The organism is Candidatus Paraluminiphilus aquimaris (assembly GCF_026230195.1).
GTDB classification, from domain to species: Bacteria; Pseudomonadota; Gammaproteobacteria; order Pseudomonadales; family Halieaceae; genus Luminiphilus; species Luminiphilus aquimaris.
This window is the reverse complement of sequence record NZ_CP036501.1, coordinates 13805-29971: the sequence shown is the minus strand read 5'-3', so window position 1 is coordinate 29971 and position 16167 is coordinate 13805. Positions and strand designations below refer to the sequence as shown.

At 52.4% G+C, this 16167-nt stretch carries 13 protein-coding genes; 2 read left to right on the top strand and 11 right to left on the bottom strand.

What is annotated here, in order from left to right:
• Positions 1-92 precede the first annotated feature (92 nt).
• Both E0F26_RS00120 and E0F26_RS00115 read right to left on the bottom strand, forming a co-directional pair.
• A complete protein-coding gene (locus tag E0F26_RS00120) occupies positions 93-1475 on the bottom strand; it encodes a Y-family DNA polymerase (RefSeq protein ID WP_279242015.1) in 1383 nt (460 codons plus the stop codon).
• Between the two features lie 199 nt (positions 1476-1674).
• Positions 1675-3198: an acyl-CoA carboxylase subunit beta gene (locus E0F26_RS00115; RefSeq protein WP_279242014.1), complete on the bottom strand. Its 1524-nt coding sequence runs from the start codon at positions 3196-3198 to the stop codon at positions 1675-1677.
• 131 nt (positions 3199-3329) lie between these two features.
• Here E0F26_RS00115 and E0F26_RS00110 point away from each other — a divergent pair, with 131 nt between their 5' ends.
• Complete coding sequence (locus E0F26_RS00110; protein ID WP_279242013.1) at positions 3330-5207, top strand: DUF885 domain-containing protein; 1878 nt, start codon at positions 3330-3332, stop codon at positions 5205-5207.
• 39 nt (positions 5208-5246) lie between these two features.
• Here the strand turns inward: E0F26_RS00110 and E0F26_RS00105 are convergent, their stop codons facing one another.
• Positions 5247-5984 carry a sulfite exporter TauE/SafE family protein gene (locus E0F26_RS00105; protein WP_279242012.1) on the bottom strand — a complete coding sequence of 246 codons (738 nt, stop codon included), beginning with the start codon at positions 5982-5984 and terminating at the stop codon, positions 5247-5249.
• A gap of 157 nt (positions 5985-6141) precedes the next feature.
• Complete coding sequence (gene imuA, locus E0F26_RS00100; RefSeq protein WP_279242011.1) at positions 6142-6882, bottom strand: translesion DNA synthesis-associated protein ImuA; 741 nt, start codon at positions 6880-6882, stop codon at positions 6142-6144.
• A gap of 109 nt (positions 6883-6991) precedes the next feature.
• Here imuA and E0F26_RS00095 point away from each other — a divergent pair, with 109 nt between their 5' ends.
• The gene (locus E0F26_RS00095) at positions 6992-8251 is read left to right on the top strand and encodes an MFS transporter (protein ID WP_279242010.1); all 1260 of its coding nucleotides are present in this window, start codon (positions 6992-6994) and stop codon (positions 8249-8251) included.
• Here E0F26_RS00095 and holA read toward each other — a convergent pair.
• From holA to E0F26_RS00060, 7 genes are read right to left on the bottom strand one after another with little or no spacing between them, the layout of a single operon-like run.
• Positions 8182-9213: a DNA polymerase III subunit delta gene (holA, locus tag E0F26_RS00090; RefSeq protein WP_279242009.1), complete on the bottom strand. Its 1032-nt coding sequence runs from the start codon at positions 9211-9213 to the stop codon at positions 8182-8184. The two genes, E0F26_RS00095 and holA, sit on opposite strands and share 70 nt — an antisense overlap.
• A complete protein-coding gene (locus E0F26_RS00085; RefSeq protein WP_279242008.1) occupies positions 9197-9733 on the bottom strand; it encodes an LPS-assembly lipoprotein LptE in 537 nt (178 codons plus the stop codon). The genes holA and E0F26_RS00085 overlap by 17 nt, the downstream gene beginning before the upstream one ends.
• Positions 9717-12173, bottom strand: a complete 2457-nt coding sequence (gene leuS / locus E0F26_RS00080; RefSeq protein ID WP_279242007.1) for a leucine--tRNA ligase — start codon at positions 12171-12173, stop codon at positions 9717-9719. The genes E0F26_RS00085 and leuS overlap by 17 nt, the downstream gene beginning before the upstream one ends.
• A gap of 60 nt (positions 12174-12233) precedes the next feature.
• Positions 12234-13748 carry an apolipoprotein N-acyltransferase gene (lnt, locus tag E0F26_RS00075; RefSeq protein WP_279242006.1) on the bottom strand — a complete coding sequence of 505 codons (1515 nt, stop codon included), beginning with the start codon at positions 13746-13748 and terminating at the stop codon, positions 12234-12236.
• Between the two features lie 6 nt (positions 13749-13754).
• A complete protein-coding gene (locus tag E0F26_RS00070) occupies positions 13755-14603 on the bottom strand; it encodes an HlyC/CorC family transporter (RefSeq protein ID WP_279242005.1) in 849 nt (282 codons plus the stop codon).
• The gene (ybeY, locus tag E0F26_RS00065) at positions 14603-15082 is read right to left on the bottom strand and encodes an rRNA maturation RNase YbeY (RefSeq protein ID WP_279242004.1); all 480 of its coding nucleotides are present in this window, start codon (positions 15080-15082) and stop codon (positions 14603-14605) included. The genes E0F26_RS00070 and ybeY overlap by 1 nt, the downstream gene beginning before the upstream one ends.
• Positions 15082-16119 (bottom strand): PhoH family protein, encoded by a 1038-nt coding sequence (locus E0F26_RS00060; protein ID WP_279242003.1) that lies wholly within the window; start codon positions 16117-16119, stop codon positions 15082-15084. The genes ybeY and E0F26_RS00060 overlap by 1 nt, the downstream gene beginning before the upstream one ends.
• Positions 16120-16167 lie beyond the last annotated feature (48 nt).

Below are 16167 nucleotides of genomic sequence, written 5' to 3'. Positions count from 1 at the left end.
TTGCGTGGCTTTTCCACACCTATTTCCTATTCGTCTTGTAACTTAACTGAAATATTTGTGAAATAAAAGAGTCACATTAGTGAAACATTCCACTATTCGAAGATTCCCTGTAGGAACCAACAGCGATTGTGCCGGTCCTGGAATATCCAGACGGGCTGGCCTGCACCTGTTTTTGCGATGTAATAATCTCGACTTGTGGGTTGGCTCCACCAGCAGTCCTCAAGGCGCTCAGGCCCACTAATAATCTCCAGAGCATCCAGCCAGTAAAGTTGGTTGCCGCGCTGGCTAATGGGTTGCGGTGACCCGAGTAACCAAAAAGGTCGACGCAGGTTTTTTTCCTTGGTTGCCGGTGCGCTGAGTTGATTGGCATCGATAAATGAGCAGTACTCAGGTAAGTGCTCGGCGCGCTCATAAACGTGTGACACTGCTTGGAAACCCAGCCGGCTACGAAGGCGGTCAATGAGTTGCGATAAAGGCTCCTGGTGTTTGGACTCTAGAAACAGGTCCTGCGTTGTGAGTTGCGCCAAGCTGAGCTCGCAGGCTGTGAGTGAAATACCCTCGATGAGATCATCGAACTGAAGTCGCTCCAGTTTTAGACGTGACTGCTCTAACCACCGGTTTGGGTCGTTATGACACTCACTGCTATGTACGTGTAGCTGAGGGCTTTCACCTTGTGCTGCGATGAAATCCCAGCGTATATGCTGTGTCTGCAGTTGGGTATTTCTCAAAAACTGCGAGAAGTCCTGAAGTAACTGCGCCATCGGCTGAATGAGCTCCTGATTATTTGTAGACCCGTAGCCCAGCCAGGCGATATCGCCGTACTCAGGTTCTGGATGGAAGTCTTCTATGGCAACTTCGACCCGGCACAGAAGTCGATCTATCCAGTTACAGAACGCCTGACTGCAGCGTCGTCTTAAGCCATCTTGTGGGAGAGCTAGGAGTTCGCCGAAACGACGAACACCCGCTTTATTGAGTGCTGCAACGTCTTTTGCGAACTCATCTAGTCGGTGAAGTGCTATGGGCGCAAGTTGCGCCTCGAGGGGTGCACCATCAGCTGGCTGCGCTGTTTGGGGGCTGCGGCTCGTTTGACTGAATAGCCAAGCGCTTTCCTGACTTGGACCGACTCCAATGTGCGTGGTGAAGCCACGTCGGTCGAGCTCGACGGTTATTTTTTCGATTAAGCGCTCTAAACCGCCATGGACTAATAAACAGCGGCCGATTTCTAACTGAAGGCAGTCATCTCGCCACAGTGTTAGGGTTGGAGTGATTGAATAAGCCCATTGTCGAAGGCGCTTGAGTACTTTGAGTTCCTCCTCCGGTGCCCTGGATAAAAGTTTCAGGGGGTGACCACTGAGCAAGCCGCTTACAGTGGATTGTTTGAGTCCCGGTGTCACACCGAGTGCCTCAACCTCATCGTCGCAGGTAATGGCGCGCTGTCCCTCAATGACAACACGTAAAATATCGTCGTTACACACTGGCTTTGAGGCCAATGCTTCAAGAGGGAGTTTTGGGAAGTGTAAGCAAAGCCAGAGCACTTAAGTCATCATAATACTGTTTATTTATACAGTATTATGATGAGCGCCCCTGAGCAAGTGCGGTATTACGCTTATTGGTGTTTTGAGCGAATTGAGGCTTTACCCACCGTTCAAAAGCAAGGCCTTGTAAACCAGGACCTTACAAGCCAAGGCCTCGCAAGATCACGGAACGACTTTCCGCAGGGTCTATGACCATATCGATCTCGAGGTAGGCCGCCGCTTCAGTGGCACGACCTTTTTGATACATCTCTGCGACGAGCTTTTCATACAGTGCATCGCGGGCTTCACCAGCGGGTGTTGCTTCGAGCTCCTTCTTAAAGCCCAGTCGAACAGCACCTTCAAGGCCCATGCCACCAAACTCACCTTGTGGCCAGCTCGCCGTAAGCGTTGGGAATTCGAAGGAGCCGCCAACGAGGGCCATTGCGCCTAAGCCATAACCGCGTCGGAGGAATAGACCCACCCACGGTGTCGTGACACTGGCTGCCGTATTAAAGAGCTCAGGCATGACCTTTGCTGCGCCCATGGCCTCACTTTCTGGACCAACCATGAAGCCGGGTGTGTCAACAAGTGAGACGATCGGTAACTGCCAGCGCTTCGCCAACTCCATCATGTCACTCGCTTTACGCGCAGCATCGACATCAATGGCACCACCGAGGTGTCGGCAGTCGCTGGCAATAACAACCACCGGATGTCCTTCGATGCGTGCAAGTGCTGTTACCACTGCACGACCATAGACGGGACGTAACTCAAGAACCGATTGCTGATCGAATAAGACATCCATTACTTTCCGGACGTCATAGGCCATCCGCCGGTTCTCGGGAAGGCACGTTCTCAGCGTGGTTTGATCTGCCACGGCTCCTGGCGAGGTGACTCCCTGAGCATAACTTAATGTCCACTTAGCGAGCGCAGTTGCATGGGCCTCATCTTCCGCCAGTAGGTCGATGGCGCCCACATTGCACAGCGTATTCACTGGGCCGATTTCATCAGGATGAAATACGCCAAGACCACCACCCTCAATCATGGCAGGTCCGGCCATACCGATGGATGAGCTCTTTGTGGCAATGCGAACATCACCTGCGCCAAAGAGAGCCGCATTACCTGCGAAGCAATAGCCATTGTTGACGGTGATGCGCGGTACTTTTCCAGTAAGGCCGGCCCAACGGCTGAAGGATGTGCTGTTGAGGCCAGCAATATTTACCTTTACGTCAGTGTCACCCGGGCGTCCACCGCCCCCCTCGGTATACATCACAAACGGCAGCCGCTCTCGCTCGGCAATTTCAAAAATGCGGTCCAGCTTGTTGTGGTGAAAGAAGCCTTGTGTTCCGGCAAGTACGCTGTAGTCGTAAATTGCGACGGCTACGTCAGCGCGCTCATCAGGCAAAAGTGTCGCGTTAATCGTGGCGGTGCCTGTTATGACGCCGTCAGCGGCGGTATCAACACGAAGGGTGGACGGATCGCGACGATCGCGCTGCGCAGCAACGGCTAGCTGGCCGTACTCAATGAAGCTACTGTCATCGACCAGGTCCAGCAAATTCTCTCTTGCTGTTCGGTAACCTTTACTGTGACGCTTTTCTTTTGCACGCGTGCGAGCGGCATCAAGTGTCTCTGCTTTGATCTGGTCAAGATGCATCTGTGCATCGGTTGATAGGGGTCCCTGCGACACAATCTATTCTCCACGTCTTGTGGGTAGACCTTAAGGTTCGTGCTTTGTTCAGGCAAGCACAAACGAAGCTCCGAGTTGCGGTATTAACTGGGCTATCATCGCGCTTTGTTTTTCTCATAGGGATAATCCTAATGAATCGAACTATTCCGCTCTTCATCATTGCTAGCGTTTTTAATATTTCGTTGGCGGGCTGCGGCGAGACGGGCTCTGTGCAATCGAAAGAGGTTTCTGTTTCGCAGATCGATCAGAACAGCACGGGCAACGAAGCCGATGCGGAATTTTCGGAGCATGAGCAGTTAAATGCCTATCTCGCTGACGTCTTTGCCGAAAATCTCTCGCGGCAGCCGTTTACCGCTAGCTATTTGGGTATCAAGGATCGTCACGGTGAGTGGAATCCTCAGTCGGAAGCATTTAACGACGAAGAGCGCTTGCGGATGGAGCAGGGGTTACTTGATCTCGCGAGGTTTGACAGGGCTGCGTTACCCAATGCGGGGCAGCTGTCCCTCGACCTCTACCGTATGTCATTGGAGCGCTCGCTGGCGATGGATGATTTTCGCCATCACCGCTACGCGCTGCACCAATTTAGCGGTGCGCATACCCGAATTCCGAGCTCGCTTATCAACATTCATCGAGTTACTGACTTGAGCGATGCTGAGGCCTACATCGATCGCATTGAGAACGTGGAGGGTTACTTAGGGGAGGTCATTGAGCAGCTGGAGTTGCGTGCCGAGAAAGGGTTTTATCTGGTTGACTGGATGTATCCGGCGATTCTGGAGTCCTCCAACAATGTGATTAGCGGTCAGCCGTTTGATGATTTCGCAGCGGTGTCACCCGTTTGGGCAGATTTTCAAAAGAAAGTAACGGCACTCGATTTGCCGGAAGATGAAACTGCTCGACTTGTTAATGCTGGCAGAGCTGCGCTCATTGATGCCTTCAAACCAGCCTACCAACGGTTCATCAGTGTGATCGAGAAGCAAAGTGAATCAGCCTCATCCAACGATGGGGTATGGCGTCTACCTGATGGCGATGCGTTCTATCAGCGGCTGCTACAGTGGTATACAACAACAGACCTTACAGCGGATGAGGTGCATCAGCTTGGTCTCAATAATATTGCGCGTATCCACGATCAAATGCGGGAGATCATGGCGCAAGTCAACTTCGAGGGCAGTCTGCCAGCGTTTTTCGTCTTTGTACGCGAGAATCAGTCGCTGCGTTTTCCGAATACCGATGAAGGGAGAGAGGCTTACTTAACGAGTGCGCGTGATGCACTCTCTCGAATGGAGAAGAAGCTACCTGATTATTTCGGTGTGCTACCAAAAGCTGAGTTGATCGTTAAGCGTGTCGAGCCGTTCCGCGAGCGAAATGCGGGGAAAGCGTTTTATCAAAGCCCACCACCCGATGGTTCTCGGCCGGGTATCTTTTACGCCAATCTTTACGACATGAGCGCCATGCCAAAAACAGATCTAGAGGCATTGGCGTTTCATGAAGGTTTGCCCGGACACCACCTGCAACGGGCTATTACGGCTGAGCTCAAAGGTGTTCCAGATATTCAGCGTTACTTGAGCTTCACCGCATTTTCTGAAGGTTGGGGTCTGTACACGGAGCAGCTCGCCTATGAGATGGGGTTCTATGAGGACCCCTATTCACGGTTTGGGCAGCTCGCTATGGAGCTATGGCGCGCCGCGCGACTGGTGGTGGATACAGGTATACATAGCAAGCGTTGGAGCCGTGAAGAGGCCATCGACTATCTGGTCGAGAATACGCCGAACGCTGAGTATGACTGCATAAAAGCGATCGAGCGCTACATTGCGATGCCGGGTCAGGCCACGGCTTATATGATTGGGAAGCTGCGTATTGTTGAACTGCGCGAGGGTGCCAAAGAGCGTCTCGGTGATCAATTCGATATACGATTGTTTCATGACACCGTATTGGGGAGCGGACCGGTGCCACTGAGTAAGTTGGCGGATAATATCGATGCAATGGTGGCTTCCCAACTGACAGAGATATAGCACTCCCTGTGTTCAAACAGGCACTGTTCTTGGGTCGGATTAAAGAACTCGAACAATCATCAATAGAGCCAGCACGGTCAAAAGAAGTTTAAGAAGAGTTTGAAATAACTGCTCGGGGAGTCGACCAAGAAGCTGCAGGCCTATGAGCGTTCCACCAAAGCCCGCAGCAATCATTAGAGCGAGGGGGAGTAGCCACTCGCTCCAGATGAATCCCAGGGTGCTAAAGAGAACGATCCGAAGAAAGTTCATGGTAGATACACTGGCCGCCATGGTCGCCACAAGTTCTTTTCGATTGGCTGCTTGATGCCTAAGAAATGCAGCGATCAAGGGGCCGGTGGCGCTCACAAAAACACCCACGAAGCTTACCGTCGTACTAAAAACCAAGTTGCGGCGCGTGCTATGTGTTTTTACGGCAGGGATCGGGACCCAGGTAACAACAAGGGTAAAGGTGGCGAGGAGCAGCGTTAACTGCATATCCGTTAACCAGAAGGCGGAAAGTGGTGCGGCGAGCAGGGTGCCAATAAAAGCGCCAATAACCAGTGGCCAGAAAAGTTGTCTTGATATGTGATGTCGTGTCATGACCGTTCTGCCGGAGTTTGATCCAAGCTGAACGACACTATGCAGGGGTACGACCGCTGTAATGGGAACGGTAACGACCAGTACGGCCAAAACGAGTGTGCCACCCCCGATACCCAACGATGCGGTCAATAACGACGCAATAAAGCTGGTTGTGATCAGGACATACAGAACGTCTAGGCTGATAGGTAAGTCCGGCATTAGATTGCTACGTTAAGGTATGCATCAAGCATAACGCAGGCGATGACTGTTTTGATGTCGTAAAAGAGTATCCGCCTATCGCGGTGATATCAGAAGAAGGTTGCCCCGGAAGCTCGGAGGGGAGCCGAGCCCGGGGAGGGGAAAGTAAAGGGATACCCTAAGCGACAGGGGTTAGGAATGTGCCGGTCTTAGTCGCTACGGCTTTGCTATGAGATTGCACTGTCTTGATCTTTAGAAGGTGGTTTTCAGGTAGCTGTATTTCAACTTCGCGCTTGCCGCCACGTTGCTTAACGACGGTGACTTCACGATACGCATTGATATGCAGTCTAAGTGAGACGGGTGTGGCATCGGTTAGCGCATCACTTGACCTAAATAAGAACAGCAGCGTATCGGTACTCGCAGCTGCGAGTTGTAGCTTTCGTATTTCAGCATAACGATAGTGAGTGCTCCCTAACCACACAAAAACGGTGCTGCAAGTTGTACTTCGAACAGCTTGCTCTGCTGCCCACAACGTTTCATCCCGGTGTTTGGGGTGCACCATCAGTATCTGTTCTGAGGGAATGTTGTGCGCGCGTAACAAGGGTGCATACGGTGTGTGTGGCGAATTAATAAATGCTTGCCAGCGTTTTTCACTGGAAAGTCGCTCCATGGTTGGCAGAAATAACCCCATGCACTCAGTGCCGTCGTGATCGCTTAAGACCTCGACAGCGCCATGCTTTGGCCAGCCGTTTAGTTGTAATTCTTCATCGAGAGATGCAAAACCCGTTGGTACACTCTGCCTATTATGCCAATCTGTATTGGTAGGTTTGGTGGTTAAGATAACGCGGGAGTTTGTGTGGTTGTCGATGCCCTGCCAGGTGTCAGGACGATTAATGATCTGTTCGATGGAATAGGTCATGATGAGCTCCGCAAAGTAGATGTGATGCTTTTCGGAAAAGCACCAGTAAAAATACTGTATAAATAAACAGTAGTTCCATTGCGGCTGAAAAGCAAGAGAGGCGCCATTTGTGTGTCGTGAAAAGCGACAGGTGAAGCATTCTGCGTTAAATGCACCGCGCTTTAGACGCTATTACCCAGCCAGTTGGTGTTCAGGCTTGGGTAGTTGGATGTTGCGTTTCCTCCTGGGATGGAACGCTTGGGAGCTGACACAGTCGGCACTGTGGGTGGGAATTGTAAGCGCCCTCATGCTTGCGCCGGCGCTCCTGCTATCGCCTTATTTCGGTGTTCAGTCAGATCGCATAAACCCCAGATACGGCTTGATATGGTCAATGCTCATTCATGGAGCGATTGCTATGAGTGGTGCGCTGGCCACCTATTTCGGGATGCTCAACTTATCGGTGCTACTGATTCTTGCTACGGCACTGGGCTCCGTATCGGCAATGCACAGCCCTATGCGTCTCGCTCTGGTACCGCTGTTAGTGCCGCGCGAGGCACTTCCCAGTGCAGTCGGGCTGACCGCCATGTCATTTAACATTGCCCGTATTTTAGGTCCGGCTATTTGCGCGACAATTATTGCCCGTGCCGGTGCTACGTGGGCGTGGTCAACGCCTGTCCTCATATTTGCAGCCTCGGGTTTTATCCTAAAATCCCTAGGCGGCGTGGGGACACGCCAAAAACGAGCACATGGCAGTGTAAACAGCGAGTTTGTCGACGGACTCCGCTATGTCTTCAGCGCTGCCCCCCTTGTCATTATTCTCGCGCTGACATCGATCAATGGGTTTCTAGGGCGCAGTTTTATCGAACTCTTACCCGCGGTATCTGGGCGCCTCATCGCCGGCGGTGCTGCGGAGCTGGCTTGGCTGACCGCGGCCGCGGGAGGTGGGGCTGTTTTGGGTGGCTTTCTCATGAGCCGTCTGAGGGCTGATATTCGGTACTTATATAATATGAGCGTCATGGCCATGCTTTTTGCAGCGGGTTTGCTCTCTAATCTTTTCTGGATAACGGATCTATCAAGTCTATTTGTTTTAGTGGGTTTGCTCAGTTTATCGACAACTCTGGCGGGAACTGCGTGTCAGACTCTAGCGCAACTCGTGATCGATCCGCCGTATCATGGCCGCGTCATGAGCTTATGGTCGATGACCATGATGGCAGCCCCTGCTGTGGGTGCAGCAATTCACGGTGCTGTGGCGGAGTGGCTGGGTTTTGTTGTCGCTTTTGCCTTTGCCGCTTTTTTCGGAGTTTTGAGTCTTATAGGACTCTATCGGCGGCGTCGGGGCATGACCGAAGATGCGCCGGTAGCTAAGGTTACAATGAGCGACTCAAGGTAGTCCCAGCAGTTACCGGGCATATAGCCTTTGGCGCTTCCATCCGCGGCAAAGTTGAGTGATAAACAGACTTCAAGCGACTCTCTGTTGTGCCTTGCTAGCGCTGACTGCAATAGATTTATTCGACTGCGCCAGACGCCTAAACGGTCGAGGGCATTGGCGGGTGAGGTTCCTTTTCGCACGGCAGATTCCGCATCGATTAGTAGCCTTAACTCTTTCGAGACTGGCCATAAGATGACAGGTGCGGCGTTGCCCTCGGCTTGCAGTCCTCGCAGTGCTCTTAGGGCGCCGCGTGCATCGCCAGAGAGCGCCGTATCGACCATGCCAAATGTATTGTAGCGAGCGCTATCGCCCACCGATTCAGCAACGTGTTCAACCGATAAGTGATCGTCACTGGCAAGGAGGCTCAGCTTTTCGATTTCCTGTGCAGCTGCGAGTAGATTTCCCTCGACTCGTTCGGACAATAGGGCGACTGCGTCGCGATCGGCCGACATACCGCGTAGCTTGAGTCGCGCCTGAATCCATGACGGCATTTCACGCCGTCCCACGGGCCATACGGTAATAATGGCTCCACGCTGATCTAACGCGGTATACCATTTAGCGCGTTGGGATTGCTTATCAATTTTTCCGGCGACGATGAGTAGGACATCATCAGACTCCATCGTGAGATATTCCTGAATGGCTTTACTGCCCTCGGTACCCGGCTTGCCGCTCTCAACTTGAACCTCGATTAATTTACGGTCCGAGAATAGCGACATGGCGCTCGCACTTTGCAATAGATTTTGCCAAGCAGCTTTATCGGTTGTATCGAAGCGCTCACGGTCGATACAGCCTTGGCCTCTTGCCGCAACGCGAATGGCGTCTGCGCACTCTTGGACGATCAGGGGTTCGGCACCTGTGACGAGGTAACAAGACGATAAGCCTTGCTTTAAGAATTGGTCGAGTTGCTCAGGCCTTATCTGCATTATCGGCCGCGAGTCTGTAATCAATGCGGCGCGTCAGCGCCTCAACCAAGGTCGTCCGAAGCTCAGCCTGCAGAAGTCTTAGCTCCTCCGTCTTACCGACCACATTGAGAGGATCGTTTAGCATTTGATCCACCACCGTGAGGGTTTCACCTTCGACTAGCCAGCGCTCGCCCAGCTGCAGCGAAAATGTAACGCTTGCTCTAATTTCGAGCTCTGCGGCCCGTGCTCTTGCGGTCAGTGACAGGTTTCTTTGTTCAAAGCGCTCTGTGCCCACCTGCAAAATGAGCGTCGCCTCAGATGGGCCGACGACGCGCGCGCCTAACCTAAGTAGTGATGTACGTAGCTGCGATGCAAATTCACTATTTGGTGCGGAGCTGACAACAGAAATAGGATACAGCCCAAGGGTCTCAGCGCGCGCATTTTGGCCGCGTAGCTCGAAGCCACAGCTTGTCAGCACGAGCGCAAGCAGCATACCTGCTAGCGCTCTACCGCGCAGAGGTAACCTAGTTAGCAACCACATTGACAAGCTTTCCCGGAACAACAATGATTTTCCTGATGCTAACGCCCTCAATGAAGCGTTGGACATTCTCATGAGCTAACGCTATTTCCTGCACCGCGTCTTTGTCTGCATCGGCGGCAACAGCGATTTTGGCTCTGACCTTACCATTCACCTGCACCACGATGTCTATTTCATCTCGAGTCAGTGCCGACTCATCAACCACTGGCCACGTCGCATCAAGTAGGTGCTCACCTGTTAATGTCTGATAAAGCGCTTGGCTAATGTGCGGAACAATCGGCGCCAACAACAGGACGGCCGAAGATAACGCCTCGTGGATCACTATCGCGTCTTCGGCAGATCGTCCATCGTGTCGGCTCACTTCGTTACAGAGCTCCATCACTGCAGCGACAGCCGTATTAAACGTTTGTCGTCGTCCGTAGTCATCGCTGACTTTAGCAATCGTTTCGTGTGTTTTTCGACGCAGGGCTTTCTGTGCCTTATCGAGCGTCGCCGCTTCCAGAGTTTGGGCGGCGCCAGACTCTGCTTCTTGCACTAAGCGCCATAATCGCTTGAGAAAGCGATGAGAGCCGTCCACACCAGCATCCGACCACTCAAGCGACTGCTCGGGTGGCGCCGCAAACATGCTAAATAGTCTGACGGTATCTGCACCGTAGCGATCTATGAGCTCTTGGGGATCGACGGTGTTTCCCTTTGATTTTGACATCTTCGCGCCGTCTTTGAGCACCATGCCTTGTGTTAACAAACGCTCGAAGGGCTCGTCAGAGCTGAGCAGCCCTTCATCGCGCATAAGCTTGTGGAAGAAGCGAGCGTAAAGAAGGTGCAATATCGCGTGCTCAATACCGCCGACATACTGATCGACGGGAAGCCAGTAATTCGCGGCGTCCGAGTCCAGCATTCCTTGATCATAGTCAGGGCAGGTAAATCGCGCGTAGTACCAGGATGACTGCATAAAGGTATCGAACGTGTCGGTCTCACGCTCGCATGTGGCGCCGTCGATCTCAAATTTACGCCAGTTGGGATCGGTCTTTATGGGTGACGCCACGCCATCCATGACGACATCCTCCGGGAGAAGCGAGGGCAGCCGGTCCGCAGGAATGGGTACCTCACCCCCGCCCTCGAGATTCAACATGGGGATCGGCGTGCCCCAATAACGTTGTCGAGACACACCCCAATCACGTAAACGATATTGTGTGGTCACTTTGCCCAATGACTTTTCTTCGAGTGCGCTGGCTATTTTTTCGAAGGCGTCTTCGAAGGCGAGGCCATCGTAAGTGCCCGAATTCGTCAGTGTTCCGCGCTCAATATAGGCCGCGGTCGTTACATCAGCAGGTTGTCCGCCCTCGTCATTGATCACGCTAATAAGCGGTAACGCGTATTGCCGAGCGAATTCCCAGTCTCGCTCATCATGCGCTGGAACAGCCATGACGGCGCCCGAGCCGTAGTCCATCAATACATAGTTTGCGATCCAGACAGGGATCGCTTCCCCAGTCAGAGGGTGGCTCGCACGTATTCCCGTATCCATACCGAGCTTTTCTGCCCGCGCCATATCAGCTGCGGCAACAGAGGCTTTCTTGCAGTCACCAATAAAGGTCGCAAGTGCCGGATTATCTTTACCAAGCGCAAGGCTGATGGGGTGCTCCGCTGCAAGGCTGACATAACTCACGCCAAAGAGGGTGTCGGGGCGGGTTGTGTAGACGTCGATCTTATCCAGCCCTGCAATGGGCGTATCGAGCTCGAAGCTCAACTCGACCCCGCGACTCTTGCCAATCCAGTTGCGTTGCATGAGTCGAACTGGCTCAGGCCAACCCTCCAGCTTGTCTAGGTTATCCAATAATTCTTCAGCGTAATCGGTGATGCGAATAAACCATTGGGGGATCTCTCTGCGCTCAACCTCGGCGCCTGATCGCCATCCGCGACCGTCGATCACTTGCTCGTTTGCAAGCACTGTTTGATCGACAGGATCCCAGTTGACCGTGGCCATTTTCTTGTAGACGAGACCCTTTTCATAAAGTCGTGTGAAAAACCATTGTTCCCACCGATAGTATTCGGGCGTACACGTGGCTAATTCACGGTCCCAATCGTAGGCGAAACCCAGCCGCTGAAGTTGCCGTCGCATCTCTGCGATGTTGCTCTTGGTCCAGGCGGCCGGTGCGACCTTTTTTTGGATCGCTGCGTTTTCGGCGGGCAGTCCAAATGCATCCCAACCCATGGGCTGCAGCACGTTCTTCCCCATCATGCGCTGATAGCGCGCAATTACATCAGCAATCGTGTAATTGCGTACGTGCCCCATGTGGAGTTTCCCACTGGGGTAGGGAAACATAGCTAAGCAGTAAAACTTGTCACGACTCGTGTCGACGTCTACTGAAAAGGCTTTTTCGGTCAGCCACGATGACTGAATCTCGGTCTCGAGGATCTCTGGTTGGTATTCGCTTGGATTCATTAATTTGACGCAGACGTTGGTGATTATGATTGCGACCGTAGTCTATCAGGATAGAGGCGATTAGCGCTGAGCTTTTATGCCAATTTTTCTGGCAACGCTTGCTGCGACACTCGTGATGCTAGGCAGTAAAAGCAAAAGACTTAATAGGATTACAGGACCGCTCCCCCAGCGAGCAAACGGGGTAAGGCCCTCGTGCGGCTCAACGCTCAGAATCAGATTGCCTTTCTCGAACTGTGGGAGTGCCTTATCTACTTCGCCCGAGGGCAAGACGACGGCAGTGATTCCGTTGTTGGCACCGCGTATTGTTGGTTTCTGCAGCTCAAGTGAGCGGAAGCGGACCATTTGAAAATGTTGATGAGGTCCATGGCTGGTTCCAAACCAAGCGTCGTTGGAGATGGTGACAAGTATTTGACTGGTCCTCGACCGCTTTGCAACAAAGTCAGGATAGACCACTTCGTAACAGATAAAGGGCGCGAGTTCACCGATGCCCGTCATCAGACTACCTTGGTCTTTGCTGCCACGTGAAAAATTAGACATTGGTAGATCAAAAAAGTCGATAAGCCCTCTCAGTTGGGATTCGAGGGGCACAAACTCACCAAATGGGACGAGTTTTTGCTTTCGATATTCATCCGCCGCATTGCCAAGCGTCACGATGCTGTTAAAGCGCTGCGATCCCTCACGGGTTGCAACGCCCAGAACAATGGACGCGTCATTGATTTCACCGAGCTGATTCAGACGAGCGATGTAATTCGGCGCTTGATCCAAGTAGAAGGGCAACGCGCCTTCTGGCCAAATAAGTAAATCTGTGTCGGGAGTGTGAAGTTGGGCATGTGTCAGGTAATCCTCGAGAATTGCCTGAGTATTGTTGGGGTCCCACTTATCGGATAGTGAGGTGTTAGGCTGGTAAACGACAGCCTCCGCCTTATTGCCAGTACGGGTTGTCCAGTTTATTTGCTCAAGTAGCGCGCCAACGAGCAAGAGCGAGAAAGACCAAGAAAGCCAGATGAAGGCTGTGCGTCGAGCCTGCGTTAAATAGATTTCGGCTAAGCCTGCAGCACTGAGCGCAATGAGTAAGGAAACACCCAATACACCTACAACAGGAGCCCATCCTGCGAGTGGCGTATCGATGCTGGCATAGCCAGCAAATAGCCAAGGAAAGCCGGTTAAGAGCCAGGTTCTGATCCACTCAAAGGTAACCCATAAGCCGGCAAAAAAGAGACCTCGTTGAACGACGTTCTTCGGCTGTAAGTGGCAGAAAATAGCAGCCTGTACGGCTGGTAGTACGGCGAGTCCGCCGCAGAAGATAAAGGTCAGTAGTAAGGCGAGTGAGGTCGGTGCACCGCCGTAAACATGAATGCTTACAAAAACCCAAGACACGCCCGCACCAAAGAACCCAGCGCCGTACAGCCACCCCATTAATGCGCCTTCCTTGGCCGTTTGATTAACCAGGGCCCCGTAAAGCATGGCGAGGCTGAGCAGGGAAGCTATTTTGAGGTCAAAGGGCGCAAGACCCAACGTGAAAATCAGCCCCGCTGTGAGGCTGTAGGTTGCGCGCTGTACTTTACTCCAGCGCACCCTAAGTTAACGCTCGTTCATTAGGGTCACGCGCAGACTGTTCAGTTTGCGCTGATCTGCGTTAATGACGCGAAACTCAAGGCCTTCAAAGGTTACGGTTTCGTTGCGCGTAGGTAGGCGACCAAAGGCTTGAAGAACGAGGCCACCAATAGTGTCGAACTCCTCGTCACTGAAATCGACACCAAATGCCTCATTAAACTCCTCTACAGGGGTTAAGGCTTGGACAAAAAAACTATCCTCAGTGAGCTTGCGAATTTGAACCTCTTCATCTGAGTCGGTCTCATCCTCAATTTCACCAACGATCTCTTCGAGCACGTCTTCAATGGTGACAAGCCCAGCGACGCCACCGTATTCATCGATAACGATGGCCATGTGGTTACGTGCCTGACGAAACTCTCTGAGCAGTACATTTAGTCGCTTGCTCTCCGGAACAATTACGGCCGGGCGAAGCAGCGCCGCAATATCAAACTCAGTGTTGGGGTTTAGTACGAACGGTAATAAGTCTTTGGCGAGGAGGATTCCCTGCACATCGTCGGTTCCTTCACCCACTACGGGGTAGCGTGAGTGGCCCGTATGAATAATTTGTGGCAACACTTCATCGAGGGTTGCACCTTCGCGAATAACAATCATTTGTGCCCGCGGAATCATCGCGTCTCGGGCTTGCATCTCCCCGACAGTGAGAGCGCCTTCCATAATATTTCGCGCATCATCATCGATAACTTCGTTGTCCACGGCTAATTGCAGCAACCCTTCTAGGTCAGCGCGCGTGTAGGGAGTCCCCGTGACCATCTGAGTCAATCGATCCAGCCAGGAGCGCTCTTCAGTTTCGTTATTACGTGTGTCGTTACTATTCATCAGATGTTGGTTTCAGAAGAGGTGTAGGGGTTGGGAATTGATAGCTGTGCCAGATAGCCTATTTCAAGCGCCTCCATCACGTCGGCGTCTTCATCCGCGATGTGGTCGTAGCCCAATAAGTGGAGGGTTCCATGAATCGTCATGTGCGCCCAATGATGCTGCGTCAACTTTGACTGCTCGCGCGCTTCACGAGCGACAACCTCACCACAAATAATCAGGTCACCGAGTAAGCCTGTTCTTTGTTGCATTTCCGAATCAACAGGAAACGACAGAACGTTAGTGTCTGTATTTTTACCCCGGTACTGGTGATTAAAGCGGATCATCTCATCGGTATCGACCACTTGAATACTGACTTCAGCTGCCTCTGTAGATCGCCAATGAACGTGATCGCCCGACAGTGCGGTAGCGACCCACTTTTCGAATGCTTGTTGCTCTGGCGCCTCGTTATGGTTGCAGTCGAGATGTACAGAGAGCTTCATTAGCGCTGCTCCTGAGCGTTGTTTCCCATGATTGCATCGTGCTCTTCGTAAGCGTTAACGACGCGCTGAACCAAGGGATGGCGGACCACATCTTTTTTATTGAACCAGGTAAAGGAGACACCATCGACGCCATCTAGAACCTGCGTTGCATGAACCAAGCCGGAGGGTTGGCCGCGGGGTAGATCAATTTGGGTTGCGTCTCCGGTAATGACCGCTGTTGACCCGAAACCCAAGCGAGTCAGAAACATCTTCATTTGCTCGCGAGTGGTATTTTGTGCCTCATCGAGAATGATAAAGGCGTTGTTGAGCGTGCGGCCGCGCATAAACGCCAGTGGCGCCACTTCGATAATATTTCGCTCGATGTACTTACCGACCGTTTCGAAACCGAGCATCTCGTAGAGTGCGTCGTAGAGCGGTCGCAGGTAGGGATCGACCTTTTGCGTCAGGTCGCCGGGTAAAAAGCCCAAACGTTCACCTGCTTCCACTGCGGGGCGAACAAGCAGAATACGCTTCACGTCTTCATCAAGAAGCGCCTGCACGGCACAAGCTACAGCTAGGTATGTTTTACCTGTTCCTGCAGGACCGACACCGAAATTCAAATCGTAGCGCTGTATGTCTTTAACGTAACTGATCTGACTGTGACCGCGCGGCTTAACCGTGCCGCGCTTGGTCTTTATGCTTTTTATCAGAACAGACTCATTGGTCTCTTCCTGACCTTTTAGCAACTCGAGATCAGCCTGTTGTAACTGCAGGTGAATGGCCTCTGGGCTCAAGCGAATACCCTTAGTGACATCGACGTAGAGTTTTCTAATGAGGCGTTCCCCAGACTCGCACGCAGCAGCAGGGCCGCCGATCTTTATCTGGTTTCCGCGATTGCTAATCGAAACGCGAAGACGATCTTCGATCAGTTTGAAATGGGTGTTGAGGTGCCCGCAAAGCAGTGCAACATGCTTCGCGTTCTCAGGTTCAAGCGTGAAAGAGGAGGATACTATGTCCTCCCGACTGTCGGGCTCGGGAGGTATCGGGTCAATGTCCAAGGACTGTTTGGCCGCTCATATAACGTATGGCTGAGTGAAGATACAGAG